The following is a 20244-nucleotide window of genomic DNA, read 5'->3' as shown; positions in this document are numbered from 1 at the left end:
GTTCCCGAAACAGTTTCCAAACAAAACCGTTTCCACCGTCCCACGCCGCGACCGAGCAACTCAGCCACCGCCCGTCGTCGCTCATCTGGCAACAACTCACCCAAATCCGACTTACCCACACGCATCCCTTTGAAAGAACAACAAGCAACCGGGAGCAACCAAACGCTCCCTCCCCGGTTACCTATGCCGTCCTTCCGCTCACCTGCGCGCCAAAGTAGAATTCAAGCCAATCAAAAAACATTCACCCCACCAAGGAACGGCAACGTACAAACCGATCTCCGTGATCGGGCAATTCCTAAAAGAAAATCACCACATAATCTGCCAAGTGTTCTGACCAACGGTTAGAATCCCGCAAGAGTTTGAAAACCGCTGGTCGCCCACAACTTCAATTGGACCCTTCGGTTTACTCCGACCGTCGGGTTATCGAACAAGCCGACGTTGGTCCCATGGACCGACGCCGGCTTTTTTCGTGTTTTACCGCAGTCCTGGCAAGGACTTACGTCAACAGTCGAACGGCAGAGATCTCTCAGAGTGTCTCTGGAAAAGTACTATCCGGCCGCCGGCGAAACGGTCTCTGGGCCGATCTCGGCCAAAGGTCTCTCTTGTCTCTGTACTATTTGACCTCAAGGTTATGAAGTCTCAGAGTGCTATCGGAAAAAAGTGGTCAACGTTTTCGAGGTGTCATTCGCCTGAAAGTTCCGGATCGTCGAGATCCGTTTGAACCCAGTGGTCGGAGAGGTGAATGTCCGTTGTCTCTCGCGAGCCGGGGCCGAGGTTGTGGTATTTGTGGGGGACATTTGCAGGGCCGGCAGAATGTCGCTAGCTTTGGCCTCAATCTTCTTGTCGCCAATCGTGAAAAGCTGACCGCGACGAACGATGAAAACTTCGTCGTCCGAATGTACGTGCCACAGTGGGCCTACTCCGACTTCGTCGGAGCAATAGAACAGCACCGTCACTCCCGTTCCCAAGATCCTTGCCCTGGACAGCGCCCATCCACAGTTCATCGTGCGACGCCCAATCGGAACGGTGAAGGATAGTGGGCTCACGATTTGGTGCGTTATCGGTTTGAGCGTCATCGCTCATAACTAGCCTGCAAGTTTGTTGTTTTGCTGAACTATCGGAACAGGATTCCTCAACGGGCCGCACGCGAGCGTTTGAAGTCCTTACGGTCTATCCGGCATGTGGGTTGCTCACTATTGGTGGCAAACTCGGTGTCAACGCGATTGATTGGATAGGGCTATGCTACGCAAATTTGTGTGTTCAGTTCTTTTTAGTGGTGTTTGTGCGTTAACCATGTTACCCGCCATCAACGCACAAGAACCCGCCGGTCGTTCAAGTGGTGATCCATCAGGCCGAAACAACGATGGTGAATCTGAAGCACCCGTTTCGCCTGAATTGGTTGAGCTCAAACGCTCGATCGCCCGCTTGGAAACAAAGATTGATAGGCTTCTTGAGCAACCATCCGAGTTTACTCCTATCAAAGTGCGGATCGTTGATGAACTTGGAGAACCACTGAACGGTTTCGAAGTGCAGTTGTCCTCAATCGGTGATGTACAGGCTGCTGAAGCCACGGGGATCAGTAGCGATGACGGGATTGGTCTTTCCCGAGCGTTACCCTACGGACGCTACTGGATGACCTTGAGTGGGAACGGCTGGCACTCTCGTTCTATGATGACCTTGGAAGTCGGAAAGGCGATGGATCTAACCGTCGTTGCACCTGCGGCCGATCAGGTCGGCGAGTTGGTTCTGCAAGCCTTGGTTGCACCCGACAAGGTGACCGGTCTGCCGTTTGGTGAATGGGAGGTCAAAGGACAAAACGGCGGCTGGGGCACCAGGATTGTACCGGAACCTGAAGAAGTTCAAGAAAGCTCGAATGATTGGAAAACGTTTCCCACGGTGTCCGACGGTATCGAAGCCGTTGCAGTCGTTGTGGAATTTGAGATCAAACGAGGAATCGATCAACCCAATAACCGTCCCGTCACATGGAGCTGGCGGGGAACCTCAAGTGGCAGTGGAGAACCCCACGTGAAATGGCTGGTTCAGTCCAATGGAATCATTCGCCCGCTTTTGAAGGTAACGGAGCGAAGCACGCAAATCAGCCCAGAGTCGGAGAGATTCCAAAACCTGGCACCCGATCGCGAAACTGACGAAGCTGAGTACGAGCGTTCAACCCGTCGCGAACGGCTCGGTTATCACCTCTTGGAACTAGGTACTGAGTATCAAGACCAAGCTGCCATTGCAGTTCCAGCAGGGCAGATTAAGTTGTCGATCGAGACCATTTATGGCGATCCAACCGATGACGTGTTGCAAGCCATTGATAAACAAATGGACAATCACAATGGCCAGATTTGGCTTCATGGCGTTACATCAAGCGTATCGACGCAATGGTTAGTCCGCCTTTCGGGACAGTCGTGGGATGTCTCGCGACTTGGCGTTAACAAGAGTGTCGAAGTTTCAGCAAACGAGCGAAAGGAAATCCGCATTGGAACCGTCAAATCTTCCGAATCGCTATCCCCTCTGAGACGTCCCCAGGACTGACCGTCAATGTACCAGAGGCGTCAGAGGCGGGGTCAATCGCGGTCTGCCGCCCGTTCCTCTTGTTGTTGTTGTTGTTGTTGTTGTTGTTGTTGTTGTTGTTGTTGTTCCTTAGAACCGGGATATCATCACATGGGGACTGAGCTCCCGCATGGGATTTCGGGAGCGATCAAGCGGCGCGACCGTCACGCTGCCGTTCAAAGGCATCATTCACGTGACAGGCACCAGCATGTGGTGGCGCAGTAGCAAAAGGTCGATTGGTAATTCTTGGGTTCGCTTTCAGGCTCGTACACGTTAACCATCTTGTTGCTTGTTACGGCGCAGACGTTGGTCGCGTAATCGCATCACGGGTGCTGCTGCGATGCCATGTACAATCACGGACAACACGACGGCAAAGGAACAAACGGCCCATAACGTGTCTTCATTGGAAAAACTCTCCGTTTCCGCTCCATAGGCAAGATAAAACAGGCAACCGATGCCTCGCACTCCAAAGAAACTGACGATGCCGCGGTCCAGGAGGGAAAGCCGCTGTTCTCCCAGCAGGCTAATCATTCCGGCAGCTGGGCGTAGAACGAACACCAATAGTAACCCTAACGCGGCCCCTGACCAGGTTAGCGGAGCCAGCAAACCACCAGCAATCGCACCGCCGAGGGCGAGTAGGGTGACTGTCATAAAAAGCTGCTCCGTTTGTTCGGCAAACGCATGCATCGATCGATGCGATTGCATCGCTTGTTCACTGTGTCGAATCGTGAGTCCCCCGATGAACACGGCCAGGAATCCATATCCCCCCAAGATCTCCGTCGATCCGTACAACAGCAGTGTCGCCGCCAGTGAGCCGACTCCGGCCCTCATTCTCTCCTGTTCGGATTCCGCCGGCAGCCGCAATAGTAAGCGAGGCACCCCCCAGCCGATCGCTGTACCGACAATGAGTGCCACGCCAAGCCGATAGGCGAGATCGATAAGTACCCACTGGCCAATCCAGTTCGTTAACGACAGGCCCTCGTTGAGCATCAGAATCGCAAGGTACGTGAAGGGAAAGGCCAACGAGTCGTTGAGTCCAGCTTCGGCCGTGAGTGTGAACCGCAGCTCGTCCTCTTTCTCGGTGGGATCCGTCTCGTTGGAGGCCTCCTCGCTCTCGGCCTGTTTGCTGCCCTCGGGAATCTCCTCGTCCGGCTTCCCAACCTGCACGTCCGACGCCAGGACTGGATCGGTGGGAGCCAGTGCGGCCCCCAGTAACACCGCAGCCGACGCTTCTAGGCCGATCAAGTACCAGGCAAGAGTCGCGACCCCGGCGATCGTCAGAGGCATGCAGACGCCTAGCAGTCGCCACGTCGCACTCCAAGTGCGCCACTGCGGGAGCCGATCAATTTTCAGCCCCACGCCCATCAACGAGACAATCACGCCAAGTTCGGTCAGATGCAAGGCAATCGCGCCGTGTTCCCTGGGATCGAGCGAAGGGAGGCCCAGTGGCAAAGCGAAGGCGGCGTAGCCTGCTGAAAGTGCGAGAATTGGAAACGAAAACGGATAACCTTGAAACCGGTGCAATAGTGTCGCCAGGCCAAGCACCCCCAAGCCCACGACCACGAGGGATAGATCGTAAGCTTCCAAAAAGGTGAGGGTGTCTGTTAGGGTGAACAAAAACGCGACTCCCGCCAATCCATTGCGATGGATGGTGGGACAACACTTGCACCATCCGACATTTTCTTTCGTACCCTGCGATCCTCCAGCAAATCGCAGGCCAGGGTGGTCAACAATCTAGTGAATCCAAGGCGACGCAGGCGTTCAAGCTGGTTGTTGGGTGTCGTTGGCTGGTTCCTTTGGTGACACGGTATTACGAATTACCACATGCTCCAGCCAGACGTGGGGCATCTCGTGAATGTTTCATTTGCCGAAACCTCTGCGGACCGTTTTATCTCGCAATTCATACTTGATTCCATTGATGCGAACGGATTGCTGTCGACACAAATCTGGTTAACCCTACCGAGTTCTCTCCTACATAACCCTGAGGGCGATCGCCGTTTCGTTCGGTTCGCTAGGGATTGGTTTTAGGAGGAAGGGTTATATGGCGTTGGACTATATCCAGCCTGTGGTGCAGGTGCGGAAAGTTGCGAAATTGCTTGAGTTGGTGACGATTCGGGTCAAACGTGGCGAGATTCCAGAGACTTTGGAAAGTTCTCGCGAGATTGAAGAAACGGGACTTGAGATCTCTCCGCCGTCAGTGATCACTGTGTCTCGCGGTGACTGTTTTGCAACGGGCAAGACGGTCCGCGATGAACTCTCAAACAGTAATGGTGATCCAATTGAGCGAACAGCAACGCGAAGAGATCGCGACCATTTTGGCGCGGGCGATTCGACGAACCCTGGACAAGGCGGCAGCAAAAGGCACGCAAGACACATCTCAACGTCCGAGCCAACCGGAGGTAGCTGATGAGTCCCAATCCTAAAAGTAAAAACAGTGCAGCATTTGAAATCGCCGAGTTGGCCGACCTGACGATTGACCAACTGGTGGCGAAGTTCGAGGTCGTTCATCAAGAGAAGTGTCGCTCCCGCAATCGCAACTTCATCGTCCGCCGCATCGCTTGGCGGATTCAAGCGAACGAAGAAGGCGGGCTGAGCGAACGAGCATTGCTTCGAGCCGGACCGATCGCCGACGAATCGGTGATCCGAGTGACTCCTCCGAAACCAAAAGTTGGTGGCGACGTGGTACGAACCAAGATGCCGCCGAACTGGGATCCTCGGATTCCGCCGCCAGGCAGTTTTGTCGAGCGGCGATACAAGGGCAAGATTCGGCGTGTGCTGATTCTGACCGACGGCTTTGAATACGAGGACGAGCGTTTCGACTCTTTGTCGGCGGTCGCCAAATCAATCACAGGAAACCACTTGAGCGGCTTCCGATTTTTCAAGTTGGGAGAACACGCATGAGCAAGAAACAAGAAACGCAGCAAGTGAAAACGATCCGATGTGCGATTTACACTCGCAAGTCGACTGAAGAGGGTTTGCAGCAAGAGTTCAATTCGCTCGACGCTCAGCGGGAAGCCGCCGAAGCGTTCATCGCTAGTCAGAAAGCTGAGGGCTGGCGTTGCTTGCCGGAGATGTATGACGACGGAGGATTTTCCGGCGGCAACCTTGAGCGGCCGGCGATGAAGCGGCTGATGGAGGACATCGAAGCCGGCAAAGTCGACTGTGTCGTGGTTTACAAGGTTGACCGGCTGAGTCGGTCGCTGATGGACTTTTCCCGAGTGATGGAGACGTTCGATAAATTCGGCGTCTCATTTGTTTCGGTGACTCAGCAGTTCAATACTACGCATTCGATGGGGCGGCTGACACTGAATATTCTGCTGTCGTTCGCTCAGTTCGAGCGTGAAATCATTGGCGAGCGGATTCGCGACAAGATCGCCGCGATGCGAGCCAAGGGCAAATGGTCGGGCGGTATGCCGGTGCTCGGATTCGATGTTGACCGCAGTGGGACGAGCCCGAAGCTGGTCGTGAATGCAACCGAAGCGAAACAGGTTCGCAAGATCTTCGAGATGTACTTGGAGTATCGTTCGCTATTGCCGGTGGTGAAACGCCTCCAAGAATTCGGCTGGCCGAACAAGATCTGGCGTACTCGTACCGGGCGGACGCGCGGCGGCAGAGTGTTCGACAAGCCCGCGGTTCACTCACTGCTCACCAGTCCGCTCTATGTGGGCAAGATCGCCTACAAGGAACATATCTACGAGGGTGAGCACGACGCAATCATCGACCAAGAAACGTTCGACGCGGTTGGCAAGATGCTGAAAGCCCACCAGAAAGGGAGGGCACAGCGGCTGGTCAACAAGTACTCGGCACTGTTGAAGGGCATCCTTGTTTGTCCATACTGCGAAAGCCGAATGGTTCACCGAACGACCAAGAAAAAGTCGAGCGTGTATCGGTATTACGCTTGCCAAACGACGGTAAAGAGTGGAGCCGATGCTTGCGAGATGGGTTCGGTGTCAGCGGCGATGATCGAGGCCGCGGTCGTCGATGAACTCCGAGTGGTTATTGATGACCAAGGCCTGCGTGACGCCGTGTACCAAGGGTCAAAGGTATTGCTTGATAAAGAGCAAGCCGAAGTTGAAACGCTCTTGGCTCAGTTGAAAGCTCAAATCAACCGAGACACAGAGGAGGTTCAACGAATTTTGAAGCACGAGGTGTTCGAGAACCTCAACGATATCCGAGTCGAAGACCTGAAAGCCCGGATCACCAAGGCGGAAGCCGACGTCGTTGTCGCGACGGACAAATTGAAGGAAGTCGCCGCCCGCCAACTCTCTCGGCTCGACATCGACATTGCGATGTCGGATTTCAAAGTGGTTTGGGCGTCGCTGACGGCGAAAGAACGGGTTCACCTTGTCGAGCTGCTCGTCGCGAGAGTTGTCTACGAACCTGACGCCGGTTCAATGGCGATCTCGTACCACCCGACGGCGATCACCGCGCTCGTCGAAGAGTGCGAGGAGTCGGTCGCATGATCACGGTTCGCAAGACGATCGCGGTGACGACATCGCGCCGCCACAAAGTAGTCGACGAGAAAGAAGTCGTTCCGGGCACGCTGCCGCGAATCACGCGGCTGATGGCATTGGCGATTCGGTTTGATGAGCTACTCCGGTCCGGGCGGGCGACGGGACTGCAGCACATTGCGGAGATCGGGCATGTGTCGCAGCCTCGCGTTTCGCAGATCCTCAGTCTGACGTTGCTGGCTCCCGATATTCAGGAAGAGCTGCTATTCCTGCCTCGGATGAAAAAGGGCAAGCCGCAAATCTCGGAAAAACTTCTGCGCCCGCTGACGATGGAAATGGACTGGGAAAAGCAACGTGTCTTGTGGGCTGAATTGCGGTCTGGCCCACGGTCAAAACAGGACCGGTCGTAAGGGCTGCGAAGAATTTTCTGGTGACGATGGACCAAACGTGTCACGGGACATGTGTCTGATAAACAGGAGCACGGAGTTTGCTAGCAAACGCTAGCCGCCTCGCCATTCCCCAAGGATGTTCATCGCCAAAGCTGATTTTTCATGAGTCCCAAATGCCTGCTTTCCGATCACCGAGTTTCCTCAACAATGACTTCGGATCTGTCGACCTCGATCTACTTCGCGACTTTCTGCTGCCGTTCTCCGACTACTTCGCCGCGCGGAAATTCACGATCTCGGCCGACATCAGTTTCGATGAAGACCAATTCAAAAAACTCGCACGTTTGCTGAGGACGCCGACGAGGTCCGCTCCCAGCGAACTAATCGAAGCTCAATTTCATATCGACGAAGTCGCCAATGATCGAGGAATGGAGTCCTTGATCCTTGCCTATTCCAAAGCCGGTATTCCGCTGCCAACCGACGACGAATTAACGCCGGCGGACCTGGCGATGCGAACGTGGATGAGTCATCCCGAATTGCTGCGACGATCGAACTACCAGCGTATCGCGACCAGCCAGCGTTCGTTTCGCCACTACATGAATCGGCACGAGAAACCGATGCCGTTTCAGTTGCCGACCACGGTCGTTATCAATGCGATGGAGAAACGCTTGTCGACATTTAACCGCGATCGGCACCGTGGTGGTGGGACAGCGTTGTGGATGCACGACGTAGGCGACGTTCTGGCATTCGTTGTCCGCCGTGGCGAAAACCTGAAACGCGGCGAATTCATCGAAGGCGAGAAGAGTCGCTATCAAGTCCAACGACCGGCCGGCTACGACACCATCCTCGTTCAGAAGCAGCTTGGCGAGTTGCACGTTCACGCTTCGTTGATCAGCGAGCACCGTGAGTATTGCCGTTTGATCGGAGAGTACCTTTTCGGTGACGAGGACTTCTTTCCGACATCGGAGTTATTTGACCTGTCTCCGATTCATGAACTCGGTGAAGACATTGAATCGCCCGCTTTCATTGATGGAATCGAATCCGTTCAGCTCGATGAAGTCACCGAGATGTTCATGGGGAGTCAGAACCTGACGAAGACATTCCGTGGGCGACGCATCTTCGTCCAGCTGCGTGAACACCAGCAGCAACTCACTCTCGGTACCCGCATCACGAAAGCAAAATTTCGATTCACGTTACGAGACTACCCCGAGGTCACGGCGACGATTCACTCGGGCAACATCATCTCGTATTCGCGACAAGTTGGCGTCGAACTGATCGAAGCCTGGATGACTCACCACGGAATCAAGACCACCGGAGTGCCTCGTGACCCTGCGACACCTACGACTTTGGCGAACGCTCTCTCGGATCCCAAGCCTGCGAGCACCACGGCGAGCGTGGCAGGTCGAGCTGGGTGAACATTGGGAACTGTGCCACCAGTTCCTTTCCGCGACGCCAGACCTGGCTGCATGGACGCTGGCCAGCGACGGTGTTACCGCGTGTGACGTCGTCGAGCACGATGACGGAACATTCGTCGGCATCAATCGTCTGCAAGGCGAAGTGTTCGATGTCGAACGAAATGAGTTGTCGATTTGTACGTTCAGCGTTGCAAAACTTGCCAAAACGTTGATGTCGTTGCTTGGTGGGCGTGCCGAGAGTCTGCCCGCTGTTCCGAATGGTTCGGTCCAGAAACTTGGTCGGCTACCACCTCGCTTTGCATCAACGATGGTTCACTTCTGCGCTCGTACAGATCAGACGTCGCTTATCGAAACGGCAATGAGTGTCGGTGCAAAGACTGTGCTCTTGGTCCCGTCACTCGCTGGGACTCGCACCGACCTTGGCTCGATCGAGCGAACATTCGAGATCACGATCGTCGCTGCCGATGAAGTATTCTTCAGCAAAGACGGCTCGGTCGTAGTGAGCACCGCGGCGTTGGACGAGCTTCGCTACCGACTCGGGCTGGGCGAAGATTCTCCACCAAACTCTTTCCGCATGACCGGCGACCATTGGGAGATTTGCTTCGAGAAGAATCGGTTCGTACTCGCCGACGCGATTGGCATGTGGTATCTCGCAGAGCTCTTGTCACGTCCTGGCAGAACACTGAATCCCGTCGAACTCGAAAACGCTCGCACTGGGATCGCGGCCCGGTCTTCCACCAGCGGCACGGGCGAGGCTTTCGACGAAGACGCTCGCCGTGAGTACAAGCGGACCTTGGCCGACATCAGTGCCCGCATCGCGGAAGCAGAACGCAACAACGATGCAGGTACGCTCGAAACGCTGCAAGCCGAGCAATACGAGATTCTCTCGCAACTTCAAAAGGACACCGGTAGGAGCGGCAAAGCCCGCGTCCTCACTGACGAATCCAAGTCACGCAAGAATGTGCGGCAAGCCATCAACCGTGACATCAAACGCATCGCCGAGCATCATGCGGAGCTCGCTGAGCACTTAAAGCTCGCATTCAAAGGTAACGCGATGTGTTACAGCCCCAGTGACGATCCGGCATGGGCGTTCTGATGGTGCGGCATTATGCGATACACATCATGTAAAAGCCAAGCGAGCCCACTCCCGAAATGAGCATGACAAGCAGTAAGTAGGCGATCGTTCGTTTCGGACCAAGGCGAATCATCCAAATGCCAAGCAAAAGCTCGACTGCGGTCAGCAAGAACGTCAACCATTGTGATTCTTGGAAATGTTGTCCGAACATTTGACTTAGGAATGCCGCCGGAAGAAAGGCTGGCATTCCGGCAATCATAACGGCCAACGTTGGCAGTATCCGGTCGAGTTCGTCGTATCCGACGACCCAGGCGTACGGCAGGATCAAACACGCCATCAGTGCCGATGCGGCCATGCGGTGCTGTGGGTTTCTTACGCAGAACCAAATTAGGAATGCATACGAGCCAACGCAAGCGATCCCACTCAACACAAGTGGCACCTTGGCAAACAGCGGAATCGTCACTGCTACGCCAGCAGTGATCATTAGCAATGTGCGAACCGAGAATCGCATCGGCTTGCGTGGTGCGTCGCTTGGCGGTTTCGTCCCGATGGGCAACCACGGCAGAGCGAAACAGAACGCGGCGGAAGCAATCGCCGACCACAGCGGCACCTTCCACAGCAGCGGCGATGGACGGCTCTGATCGGAGTCGGTCCATGCGTAAAACCCAGGGATAAACCAGCCAACGAGCAAGCTCACCGCTATGAACAGCGGGAAGATCGGAACTCGTGATGCCAGTTTGGAAACTTCCATACTTCTTCGAGAGCCCGTTCTGACTCGCCCACTGCGCCGTTTCAAAAAACAGCAAAATTACGAACGACTCACGTGATGTGTCAAAGACTCACGCCATGAGTCGCCGTGACTCCAGCTGAGAGATTCGCATTCGTGCTGATCCCGCTGGTCCGTGTTTCTCTGTGAACGATCGTCCGTTCGCAGCACGGTTTTCGCCGGCCGGAGTCCTCGAACGAACCTCCAGCCGGAGGATATTCGTTTGAAAACTCAGGAAGTCTCAAAAGTCAGCGACATCGACTGGAAGTACATCCAGGCCAATATCCGCTGTCAAGCGTGGCGTGGCTACAAGGCTGGTGCCTACGCCCGGCAAGAACTCCGCGACATCGAACAATCGTTGTGGACGATGGTCGAGCGGTATCTCGAAGATTTTACACCCGAGCGTGCGACGTTCAAAACGTACATCGACATGATCGTCTCGCGGGCACTGGCCAGGATCCTTGATTCTCGCAATACCGCGTTTCGCACTCCGCCCGGCGGCCCTGTCGTTTCACTCACAACGATGGTCGACGATCCCGATGGTGGTCCTCCGATGGAATTGGCATCGGAACTTTCGCTCGAAGATCGCGACCGTGCCATCGGCAGAGAGACTCGCAGCGAAGAAGCGGTATTCGAGGAAGTCGAAGCGTTCCGCGTCGTCTTCGCTGAGTTGCCCGAACATCAGCAAGAACTCTGCAAGCAAGTCATGGAACACGGACGCATTGCGACGCAGAAGCAGTCCGGAATGACGCGTCGCGCCTTCCACTCGATGTTGCAGGACATCCAGCAGCGGTTCATCGACGCCGGAATCACACCGCCTCGCGACAAACGATGGAAATAGCGTCGTTCTGAGAGTCGCTCTGCATTTTCTGGTCATACCCCCGCCTCGTTCGCCTAAGTAACCCAGGAGGGGACATGTCTTTCGATCACCAATCTACACCACCAAACGAGAACTCATGAAACAACTCGATATCGAACGCCGCGTCGCACTCTCGCTCGCCGTCGGTCGTTACTTGCGATCCGCCGAACGCTTCAACGAAGCCTCGCGGGAATTCACCGGAGCCTGCAAATCGCTCCGCAATCAACTCGGCACCGAACAGCGATTCGTCGTGCAAAGCGACTTCAAGCACTTCCTGGTGACCAGCGATCGCCACGGAAACTTCGATGTCGAGCAACTCCAGAGTCTTTAACAACCAACCGTTTCACCCATCCATCAAGGAGTTACCAATCCAGTGACCAACCTACTCGAAACCATCCAATCCGGCCGGCAATCGAAACCGCCTCGCGTCTTGCTCTACGGTGTCGAAGGCATCGGCAAGTCAACCTTCGGCAGCGAAGCACCCAAGCCGATCTTCATTCAAACCGAAGACGGTCTCGACGAAATCGAATGCGATCGCTTCCCACTGGCGACCAAATTCGATGACGTCATTGCAGCCCTGAAAACGCTCGTCAATGAGAAGCACGATTACGAATCCGTCGTGATCGACTCGCTCGATTGGCTAGAGCGTCTTGTCTGGGACAAGCTCTGTCAGCAGTACGCCGTCGAGTCGATCGAGAAGGTCGACGGCGGGTATGCCCGCGGTTACATGCACGCCCTCTCTCTGTGGCGTGAAGTACTCGACCTGCTCAATGTGCTGCGTTCGCGCGGCATGGTGACGGTCTTGATCGCGCATTCCAAGGTCGAACGGTTCGAGGATCCCGAGTCCTCACCCTACGACCGCTATTCGCCGCGATTGCACAAGCATGCTGCAGCCCTCGTGAAGGAATGGTGCGACGCCGTTTTGTTCGCCACTCGCAAGATGCGAACGCAAAGTGAAGACGGCGGGTTCAATCGCAAACGCACCATCGCTCATGCGATCGGCAAAGACGGCGGTGAACGCGTCGTGCGTGCTTACGGGTCGCCCAGTTGCGTTGCCAAGAATCGCTACGGCATCGCTGAAGAATTGCCGCTCTCGTGGTCGGCGTTCGTGAATGCACTGACCAACAACTCACCCACTCCTCAAACCCAAGGTAACTAACCATGGCCAACCTCAACGGCTTTGATGCCAACACTGTCGAACCAGCCGACGACCTCGAACCGATCCCATCAGGCAAGTACGTCGCCGTCATCACTGACAGCGAAATGAAACCCACGAAGTCTGGCACGGGCAACTACCTGCAGTTGACGTTTCAGATCGTGGAGGGCGAGTACGCAAACCGTCTTCTCTGGGTGCGTCTCAACCTCGACAACCCCAACGCGACCGCGGTGGAAATTGCCCGGCGGGAGTTGTCTGCGATCTGCCGGTCGGTTGGCGTCTTGGTGCCAACCGACTCGGCGGACTTACACAACTTGCCTTGCGTGATTCACGTGCGAGTCAAACGTCGCAACGACACCGGCGAGTTGCAAAACGAAGTGAAGGGCTACTCGAAGAAGGACGCCGTCGCTCAGCCGATCGCCGCGTCTCAAGTCAGCGGCACGGACGCCCCTTGGAAACGTTGATCTCGGTCACCGTTTCCAAGCCCGACAGCCGGCCGGCCTTCTAATTCCGGTCGGCTGTTTTTTTGTCTGCCGACACCGATTCAAGTGATACATCATGCTGCGACTGCAACTTCCATTTCCTCCCTCAGTCAATCGCTACTGGCGACATGTTGGCACCCGTGTGCTCGTCAGTAAAGAAGGTCGCGAGTACCGAAAGACGGTTCGCGGTCTGATGAAGCTTCAAAAGGTGAAGAAGCACGATGGCGACCTGATCGTTGACATTCGCTTGATACCTGTGGATCGCCGCCGCCGTGACGTGGACAACTCGCTCAAGGCGTTGCTCGATGCTATGCAAGCTGGCGGAGCGTATGACGACGACAGCCAGATCGTTCGTTTAACGGTCGAAAAGTTCGAGCCGGAAGCTGACTGCCCGCGAACGGAGGTCACCGTTCGTCGCGTGCCAGCAAAACTGGGCGAGCCTGGATACCGATTCTGCCTTCGATGCGATGACGAATTCTATTCGCTCGGCCCAGGGAATCGACTTTGCGAGGAATGCACGCGTTGGCGTAGCCGCCTCACCGGTTTCGTTCCGATCGCACGCGGTCGCAAATATCGCAACGGAGCACGAATCGCATGAAGTTGCGTTCCTACCAGCAAGCCGCCGTTGATGCGGTCTACGATCACCTGCGAAACCGCGACGACAATCCCGTTGTGGTCTTGCCAACAGGTGCCGGCAAAAGTCTCGTCCTCGCGAAGATCGCGTCCGATGCTGTGACGCAGTGGAACGGTCGTGTTCTGATCTTGGCTCACGTCAAAGAGCTTCTCGAACAGAATGCTGACAAAGTTCGCCGTCTGTGTCCCGAAATCAAGGTCGGTCTGTATTCGGCCGGCCTCAAGAAGCGAGACACTAACACGCCAGTTCTGGTCGCTGGCATTCAAAGCATCTACAAGCGAGCGTGTGACCTCGATCCGTTTGACCTGATCGTCGTGGACGAAGCCCATCTGATTTCAAAGAAGGGCGACGGCATGTATCGGCAGTTCCTGGCTGACTGCAAGGTTATCAATCCGCACGTTCGCGTGATCGGATTGACAGCCACTCCGTTCCGCCTCGACTCCGGCATGATCTGCTCGGCGGACCACTTTCTGAATGAAGTCTGCTACGAAATCGGAATCAAGGAACTAATCCGTGACGGATACTTGAGTCCGCTCATTTCCAAAGCCGGCGTGCATCGAGCCGATTTCGGCGGTCTGCATATCCGCGCCGGCGAGTTCGTCAGCGAAGAGGTCGAATCGCTGGTCAACGACGACGCCCTCGTGTCGGCCGCGTGTGCCGAAATCGTGGAACTCACGGCCGACCGCCAAGCAGTACTAATCTTCGCGTCGTCCGTCGCACACGGGCGGCGTGTGGTCGAAGTGCTGTACGAAAACCACGGTATCGAGTGTGGTTTCGTAACCGGCGAAACACCGGCGGGCGAACGAGACGAATTGTTGGCCCGCTTGCGTGGCGATGCTCCGACATCGTTAATCGAAAGCGAACCGCTACGCTTTCTCTGCAATGTGAACGTGCTCACCACCGGGTTCGATGCACCCCGTGTCGATTGTGTCGTGATGTTGCGTCCAACGATGTCACCCGGACTGCTCTACCAATGCGTCGGCCGCGGTTTTCGCTTACACCCCGACAAACAGAATTGCCTCGTCCTCGACTTTGGTGGCAACATCGAACGCCATGGACCGATCGACCAGATCAAGCCGAAGGACAAAGCCAAACGTCCGGACCAAGGTCCACCGGCGAAAGAGTGTGAAAAGTGTCACGCCCTCGTTGCATGTGGCTATGCCAACTGTCCCGAGTGCGGTCATCCGTTCCAGCCACCCGAGCGAGAAGCTCATGATGCCGAGGCAAGCGAGGCCGGAGTATTGTCTGGCGAGGTCACCGACACCGAGTACGACGTTCAAGACATCATCTATCGCGTGCATCGTAAGCGCGACGCCGACGAAGACGCACCACGATGCCTGCGCGTCGACTACATGATCGGCCTCGAACGTTGGCAGAGCGAATTCATCTGTATCGAACACTCTGGATACGCACGTCGCAAAGCGGAAGCGTGGTGGCGTGATCGTTGCCTCGATCCTTGTCCAACGAACGCGGAAGAGGCGATTGACATAGCCGACTCGGGTCTTCTCGCCGCAGCCGAAACGCTAACGGTTCGCTCGATCGCAGGCCAGAAATACGATCGCATCATCAAACAGTCGATCGGCGAGATTCCAAACGCAGCATTGGAAGAGGCACCCTTTTGATGGCCGATGTGCGGGAGCAAGTCACAAACTATCGCCAGCGTGGCTGGTACTGCGTGCCGCTGCGCCCGCGATCGAAGTCGCCGGCACGACGTGACTGGACCAATCTGAGATTGAACCCGGAGGTTTTTCCCGATCAAGGCAATATCGGAATCATCCTTGGCGAGCCTTCGGGATGGCTCGTCGATATTGACCTCGATTGCGACGAAGCGATTGAGCTGGCCGATCAATACCTGCCCCCAACACCAGCGATCACGGGCCGGCCGTCTGCCCCGCGATCCCATCGTTGGTACATCGCGGTTGGCGCTAAGACTGAAAAGCACACCGATCCGAATGACGGTTCGATGATCGTCGAATTGCGTTCAACCGGAACGCAAACCGTCGTCGGGCCGAGCGTGCATCCCGACGGCGAAACCTACGAAACACTCAATGGCGAGCCAGCCCCTGTTCACTCGCCTATGTTGTCCGCGTGTGTCAAAGCACTTGCCGAGGCTGTCAACCATCGGCGTGGAGCCGCCAAGAGACCACAACAAATCGCCACATTGCCGCCACAGTCGCCGCGTGTGAGCAACGACGTGGAATCGCGTGCAATCGCCTACTTGAACGCGATGCCGCCCGCGATCGCCGGCAGTGGCGGTCACTCGCAAACTTATTCCGCTGCGACCGCGCTCGTTCACGGGTTCGGCCTCGATCCGGCAGAGTCGCTGTCGATTCTGACCCACCACTACAACCCGCGTTGCAATCCACCCTGGTCCGAAAAGGAATTGCAACACAAAGTCAACCAAGCGGCAACGAAACCGCACGATCGCCCATACAGCTGGCTCCGTGATGGTGGGCCAATCGAAACGATCGACAACGATGTGGACTTGAGCAAGTTCATGATCGGCAGTTCGCAGCCTGCGATTGCAGCCCAACCTCCGCCACCCGAATCGACGCCCGATCCAGGGCAACTACCCGAGCGACTATTTGACGTGCCGGGTTTCGTTCGTCGTGTCATGGATTTCACGCTCGCGAATGCTCCATACCCGAATATCGGACTCGCGTTTTGCGGTGCGATGGCGCTGCAATCGTTTCTTGCCGGCCGAAAAGTCTGCACGTCGGGTGACTTGCGCACAAATCTGTATTTGCTCGCGCTCGCTAGCAGCGGGACCGGCAAGGAGTTTCCACGCAAAGTCAACTCGCAGATTCTGTTTCAAATAGGCATGTCCGGATCGCTCGGCGACAAATTCGCCTCGGGTGAAGGAATTCAGGACGCATTGGTGCGAACCGGCCGCATGCTTTTTCAAAATGACGAGATGGACGGAGTGCTGCGTCAGATCAACCTCGACCGCGAAAACAGCCGCGAGTCGATTCCGAACATTCTGCTGACGCTCTACACCTCTGCCGGCGACGTCTATCCCATCCGCGTGAAGGCGAACCAGAAAGACGCCATCCATATCGACCAACCGCATTTGACGCTATTCGGCACTGCGACACCGCAGTACTTCTACGAATCGTTGTCCAAGCGAATGTTGACCAACGGATTCTTTGCACGCCTCAACATCATCGACGTCGGCAAACGAGGCACTGGGCAAACACCAGGCTCGGCCCGTGACCTGCCCGAGGACATTCTGGAAACCGCGAAGTGGTGGGCGGACTTCGAGCCTGGCTCTGGCAACTTCCTGAACTTTCACCCCAAGCCGCTCGTGGTGGAAACCACACCGGATGCCGCCGAAGCGATCGACCACGTTCGATTGATGACCGAACGCGAATACGACGCTGCCGAAGAGGCTGTTGATGAGGTCGCTCGTACTGCGTGGAGTCGAACGTGTGAACACGCCAAGAAGCTGGCGTTAATCTATGCGTGTAGCGAAAACCACATCGAACCGCTCATCGGAGTGCCGGCTGTTGAGTGGGCCACCGAGTTCGCGATGCATCAAACGCGTCGGCAACTGTATCTCGCGTCCGTCCACGTCGCGGAGAACCCGTTTCATGCCGAGTGCTTGAAGCTGCTCAAACGAATCGGCGAGCAACCCGAACAGCGAATGCAACGACAGCACATCCTCAAATATATGAAGTGCAAAGCCGCCGACCTTGACCAGATCATTCTCACGCTCGTTCAACAAGGCGAGATCGTGCCGGTCACGATGCCGACCGCAACCAAAACTGCGAGCGGCTTCCAGCGAGTCGCTGCCGAATGAAACCTTCGCGAACGCTTCCCAATCCTTCCCCAGTAAGTGAAGGATTCGACTTAATAGCAACGAATCGTTCCCAAACCTTCCCCTGTGTCGGGGAAGGATTCGAGAAGGATTCCCAAGGACTTTTGACTCACAAATATAGGAACAATCTCTCTCTTTCTGTGAATACTTCCCCTGTTCCCCCGCTCATGCCCGCGATGACCAAAACTCAGACCGCCAGCCCTCGCACGGGGCTGGGGAAGGATTCGAGGGAAGGATTGCCCCAACGGACCGACCGCAAAACGATTAGGTACTCCCGGCGGATCGTATCTCTGGTCAGGGCCACGGGAACAGCGGCGGTATTAGGCACAGTTTGTTTCGCTTGTCCGAACGAGCGGGCGAACCTGTTACCATCGGCCAGTGTCTTTCGGCGAGGCACAAATCTTCATCAGAGCAGAATAAATGTCAGACCCAATCAAGTTCTACAGCACCGGCGACGAATACGGCGAGTTTTCGAATTTCGCGGGCTACCCAATTCGCATTGGCAAGGCGACTTGGCCAACCACCGAACATTACTTTCAGGCGATGAAGTTCAAGTCAAAAGCTGACCAGGACGAAATCCGCAAAGCCAACTCACCTATGCTCGCGGCAAAAATGGGACGCGACCGAAAACGAACGCTCCGAAAAGATTGGGAATCGGCAAAGGTCAATGTGATGCGGGAAGCATTGACCGCCAAGTTCACTCAACATGAAGATCTCCGGAAACTGCTGCTCGGAACCGGCGACGCCAAGATCATCGAGCACACCACTAATGACGACTATTGGGGTGACGGGGGTGACGGTCGCGGCAAGAACATGCTCGGTCGGTTGCTGGTTGAACTCCGCGATCGTTTGCGAGAGGAGTGTGATACGCCGACATTCGATCGAGACGAATCTCAATGACGAAGCCCACCGTCCACGTGATCGCCGGCCCAAACGGTGCCGGCAAGACAACCTTTGCGATGAGCTACCTGAATGCGTTCGCCGGTTGCCGTGAATTCCTCAACGCAGACTTGATTGCCGCCGGCCTGTCGCCGTTCAATCCAGACTCACAAGCGATCCCCGCCGGTCGTTTGATGCTCGGGCGAATCGAGGAACTCAATCGCCAACGCGCAACCTTCGCCATTGAAACGACGCTCGCCGGTCGTGGCCATGCCCAACGGTTGGCGCGGCTCAAAAGCGAGTGCGGCTTTCAAATCGAACTCATATTCGTGTGGCTACCGACTGCTGACTTCGCCGTCGACCGCGTCGCCAACCGCGTTCGCCAAGGAGGGCACAACATCCCCGAACCAGTCATCCGCCGGCGGTTCGACCAGGGGATTTCAAACTTCGCAAAGCACTACGCCCCCGTCGCCAATCGCTGGGCAATCCTCAATGGTACTTGGTATCCACCCAGCCCCGTCGTCTTGCACGAAAACAACCAAACAGTCTCGTTCGACAATAACGCCATCAAGGCAATCCAAACACGAACGCCGAACCTGCTAGACAAACCGCCAGCGACTTCAACCGAACCAACCTCGTTTTTCGATCGACTTGAATCAGCCGCAAGTGAAACCACCCAAACCATCGTCGCCTCGGCCGTCCGCGTGCCAACGCCGATTCTTGTTTGGGGTGATGGAGAGACCGTTCGGATCAATTCCATCACGGAGCGACGCATTCCCGACCACGTCGGCGACGACTGGATGGATTGAATTTAGATTCAATAAAGCGGCGACGGTCCCCAAAGACGCGAGCGAGCATTCTTCATCTCAACTGCTCGATCATCAAACTGTATTTCAAAATCATATCTTGATGATAATCCGCCTGCATCTGGTGTCGGCGAATTAGCGTTTCGATGTGCGACTTGCGGACAAAATCTGGAATGTCCATATCGTCCGGAAACGGTTCGTGTCCTTGAATTCGGCGAGGCGACTCGTCTGGTTTCTGGAAGAGATCAGGGAATCGCTCCCAGGGCGTTTCGACCGAGGTGCCGCACCAACCATCATCCATCACAAGAAACTTTCCGTCGACCATGTGAAACGATATCGGTCGAGTAGCTTGATCATCGAACAGGTACACATAAGGTGAGTTTATCCACAGCGGACTTACGTGGCACCCCAACTCGCGAAACCGATCGAGGATGTTGTCGACATGGGTTCGGTAGCGAGCACCAAACACGATTTCATGCAAACAGAATGTGACCAAGAATTCGGTAAGCGAATCACCGAGCTTTCTCCAGGGTGCACCGTCTTCATTCTCGCGAACCCAAACCGGTGGATCGCTGCCCTCCGTTAGCGTGCCGATCATCCAACAGCCCTGGTTCTCAATGACAAAAACCAACTTGCCCTCACACACTTCAAGGGACTCGAATGGAAGAAGCCTGTCTTGGTAAGCAAAAACAGACTCCCACCAACTGCTACTCGGCCACTCTCCGGCGAAATGGTAGATCCACTTCAGCGGATCTGGCATCCTCGTTCCGGACAATTTTTCAGCAGAGATGCCCATCCATGGACCACGATGCCCAAACCATTGTTCGGTGATCTTTTCAATGCCGCTTCGTAATCCATCAAGGTCAGTTCGGTCGTCGAGCATCGTCCAAGTCCAGTCTCAATCAATGGAGAAGCGTTTAAGTACGGCCAACATTCTAACGAACGGTTGATGAATCGGATTC

General features: G+C 55.6%; 19 protein-coding genes. 16 read left to right on the top strand and 3 right to left on the bottom strand.

The features are described 5' to 3' along the window. Window positions 1–1293 precede the first annotated feature (1293 nt). The gene (locus tag NB063_RS08850; RefSeq protein ID WP_250928381.1) at window positions 1294–2538 is read left to right on the top strand and encodes a carboxypeptidase-like regulatory domain-containing protein; all 1245 of its coding nucleotides are present in this window, start codon (window positions 1294–1296) and stop codon (window positions 2536–2538) included. Between the two features lie 291 nt (window positions 2539–2829). On the opposite strand, the gene NB063_RS08845 is transcribed toward NB063_RS08850, so the two are convergent. After that, entirely contained in the window at window positions 2830–4173 is a 1344-nt protein-coding gene (locus NB063_RS08845) for a cation:proton antiporter (protein ID WP_250928380.1), read from the bottom strand. Between the two features lie 632 nt (window positions 4174–4805). Here NB063_RS08845 and NB063_RS08840 point away from each other — a divergent pair. The 6 genes from NB063_RS08840 to NB063_RS08815 all read left to right on the top strand — a co-directional run bounded on the left by NB063_RS08840 (window position 4806) and on the right by NB063_RS08815 (window position 9904). Then, entirely contained in the window at window positions 4806–4979 is a 174-nt protein-coding gene (locus tag NB063_RS08840) for a hypothetical protein (RefSeq protein WP_250928379.1), read from the top strand. Beyond that, a complete protein-coding gene (locus NB063_RS08835) occupies window positions 4963–5457 on the top strand; it encodes a DUF2924 domain-containing protein (RefSeq protein WP_008684308.1) in 495 nt (164 codons plus the stop codon). Before NB063_RS08840 ends, NB063_RS08835 begins: the two co-directional genes overlap by 17 nt. After that, window positions 5454–7019 carry a recombinase family protein gene (locus tag NB063_RS08830; protein WP_250928378.1) on the top strand — a complete coding sequence of 522 codons (1566 nt, stop codon included), beginning with the start codon at window positions 5454–5456 and terminating at the stop codon, window positions 7017–7019. The genes NB063_RS08835 and NB063_RS08830 overlap by 4 nt, the downstream gene beginning before the upstream one ends. Then, entirely contained in the window at window positions 7016–7417 is a 402-nt protein-coding gene (locus NB063_RS08825; RefSeq protein ID WP_250928377.1) for a hypothetical protein, read from the top strand. Before NB063_RS08830 ends, NB063_RS08825 begins: the two co-directional genes overlap by 4 nt. A 152-nt stretch (window positions 7418–7569) precedes the next feature. Continuing rightward, on the top strand, window positions 7570–8808 hold the full coding sequence (locus NB063_RS08820; RefSeq protein WP_250928376.1) for a hypothetical protein: 1239 nt from the start codon (window positions 7570–7572) through the stop codon (window positions 8806–8808). Next, window positions 8717–9904 carry a hypothetical protein gene (locus NB063_RS08815; protein ID WP_250928375.1) on the top strand — a complete coding sequence of 396 codons (1188 nt, stop codon included), beginning with the start codon at window positions 8717–8719 and terminating at the stop codon, window positions 9902–9904. The genes NB063_RS08820 and NB063_RS08815 overlap by 92 nt, the downstream gene beginning before the upstream one ends. A 10-nt stretch (window positions 9905–9914) precedes the next feature. Here the strand turns inward: NB063_RS08815 and NB063_RS08810 are convergent, their stop codons facing one another. Continuing rightward, the gene (locus NB063_RS08810) at window positions 9915–10634 is read right to left on the bottom strand and encodes a hypothetical protein (protein ID WP_250928374.1); all 720 of its coding nucleotides are present in this window, start codon (window positions 10632–10634) and stop codon (window positions 9915–9917) included. 238 nt (window positions 10635–10872) lie between these two features. Between NB063_RS08810 and NB063_RS08805 the strand changes: the two genes are divergently transcribed. The 9 genes from NB063_RS08805 to NB063_RS08765 all read left to right on the top strand — a co-directional run bounded on the left by NB063_RS08805 (window position 10873) and on the right by NB063_RS08765 (window position 19285). After that, a complete protein-coding gene (locus NB063_RS08805) occupies window positions 10873–11490 on the top strand; it encodes a hypothetical protein (protein WP_250928373.1) in 618 nt (205 codons plus the stop codon). 115 nt (window positions 11491–11605) lie between these two features. Further along, window positions 11606–11839 carry a hypothetical protein gene (locus NB063_RS08800; protein ID WP_250928372.1) on the top strand — a complete coding sequence of 78 codons (234 nt, stop codon included), beginning with the start codon at window positions 11606–11608 and terminating at the stop codon, window positions 11837–11839. Between the two features lie 42 nt (window positions 11840–11881). Next, on the top strand, window positions 11882–12667 hold the full coding sequence (locus tag NB063_RS08795) for an ATP-binding protein (protein WP_250928371.1): 786 nt from the start codon (window positions 11882–11884) through the stop codon (window positions 12665–12667). 2 nt (window positions 12668–12669) lie between these two features. Then, on the top strand, window positions 12670–13128 hold the full coding sequence (locus tag NB063_RS08790) for a DUF669 domain-containing protein (protein ID WP_250928370.1): 459 nt from the start codon (window positions 12670–12672) through the stop codon (window positions 13126–13128). 94 nt (window positions 13129–13222) lie between these two features. After that, the gene (locus NB063_RS08785; protein ID WP_250928369.1) at window positions 13223–13744 is read left to right on the top strand and encodes a RusA family crossover junction endodeoxyribonuclease; all 522 of its coding nucleotides are present in this window, start codon (window positions 13223–13225) and stop codon (window positions 13742–13744) included. Beyond that, a complete protein-coding gene (locus tag NB063_RS08780) occupies window positions 13741–15402 on the top strand; it encodes a DEAD/DEAH box helicase (protein ID WP_250928368.1) in 1662 nt (553 codons plus the stop codon). Before NB063_RS08785 ends, NB063_RS08780 begins: the two co-directional genes overlap by 4 nt. Continuing rightward, window positions 15402–17579, top strand: a complete 2178-nt coding sequence (locus NB063_RS08775; protein WP_250928367.1) for a bifunctional DNA primase/polymerase — start codon at window positions 15402–15404, stop codon at window positions 17577–17579. Before NB063_RS08780 ends, NB063_RS08775 begins: the two co-directional genes overlap by 1 nt. A gap of 438 nt (window positions 17580–18017) precedes the next feature. Then, window positions 18018–18497, top strand: a complete 480-nt coding sequence (locus NB063_RS08770) for an NADAR family protein (RefSeq protein WP_250928366.1) — start codon at window positions 18018–18020, stop codon at window positions 18495–18497. Then, window positions 18494–19285: an AAA family ATPase gene (locus NB063_RS08765; RefSeq protein WP_250928365.1), complete on the top strand. Its 792-nt coding sequence runs from the start codon at window positions 18494–18496 to the stop codon at window positions 19283–19285. Before NB063_RS08770 ends, NB063_RS08765 begins: the two co-directional genes overlap by 4 nt. A gap of 52 nt (window positions 19286–19337) precedes the next feature. Here the strand turns inward: NB063_RS08765 and NB063_RS08760 are convergent, their stop codons facing one another. Then, window positions 19338–20165, bottom strand: coding sequence for a hypothetical protein (locus tag NB063_RS08760; protein ID WP_250928364.1), 828 nt, complete (start codon window positions 20163–20165; stop codon window positions 19338–19340). Window positions 20166–20244: the final 79 nt, after the last annotated feature.

Source organism: Aporhodopirellula aestuarii (assembly GCF_023701485.1).
GTDB classification, from domain to species: Bacteria; Planctomycetota; Planctomycetia; order Pirellulales; family Pirellulaceae; genus Rhodopirellula; species Rhodopirellula aestuarii.
This window is presented reverse-complemented; position numbering and strand designations above follow the sequence as displayed.

Coding starts and splice junctions, on each gene's coding strand:
- NB063_RS08850 (WP_250928381.1), top strand. CDS start 1,294: ATGTTACCCGCCATCAACGCACAAGAACCCGCCGGTCGTTCAAGTGGT.
- NB063_RS08840 (WP_250928379.1), top strand. CDS start 4,806: ATGAACTCTCAAACAGTAATGGTGATCCAATTGAGCGAACAGCAACGC.
- NB063_RS08835 (WP_008684308.1), top strand. CDS start 4,963: ATGAGTCCCAATCCTAAAAGTAAAAACAGTGCAGCATTTGAAATCGCC.
- NB063_RS08830 (WP_250928378.1), top strand. CDS start 5,454: ATGAGCAAGAAACAAGAAACGCAGCAAGTGAAAACGATCCGATGTGCG.
- NB063_RS08825 (WP_250928377.1), top strand. CDS start 7,016: ATGATCACGGTTCGCAAGACGATCGCGGTGACGACATCGCGCCGCCAC.
- NB063_RS08820 (WP_250928376.1), top strand. CDS start 7,570: ATGCCTGCTTTCCGATCACCGAGTTTCCTCAACAATGACTTCGGATCT.
- NB063_RS08810 (WP_250928374.1), bottom strand. CDS start 10,634: ATGGAAGTTTCCAAACTGGCATCACGAGTTCCGATCTTCCCGCTGTTC.
- NB063_RS08800 (WP_250928372.1), top strand. CDS start 11,606: ATGAAACAACTCGATATCGAACGCCGCGTCGCACTCTCGCTCGCCGTC.
- NB063_RS08790 (WP_250928370.1), top strand. CDS start 12,670: ATGGCCAACCTCAACGGCTTTGATGCCAACACTGTCGAACCAGCCGAC.
- NB063_RS08785 (WP_250928369.1), top strand. CDS start 13,223: ATGCTGCGACTGCAACTTCCATTTCCTCCCTCAGTCAATCGCTACTGG.
- NB063_RS08780 (WP_250928368.1), top strand. CDS start 13,741: ATGAAGTTGCGTTCCTACCAGCAAGCCGCCGTTGATGCGGTCTACGAT.
- NB063_RS08775 (WP_250928367.1), top strand. CDS start 15,402: ATGGCCGATGTGCGGGAGCAAGTCACAAACTATCGCCAGCGTGGCTGG.
- NB063_RS08770 (WP_250928366.1), top strand. CDS start 18,018: ATGTCAGACCCAATCAAGTTCTACAGCACCGGCGACGAATACGGCGAG.
- NB063_RS08765 (WP_250928365.1), top strand. CDS start 18,494: ATGACGAAGCCCACCGTCCACGTGATCGCCGGCCCAAACGGTGCCGGC.
- NB063_RS08760 (WP_250928364.1), bottom strand. CDS start 20,165: ATGCTCGACGACCGAACTGACCTTGATGGATTACGAAGCGGCATTGAA.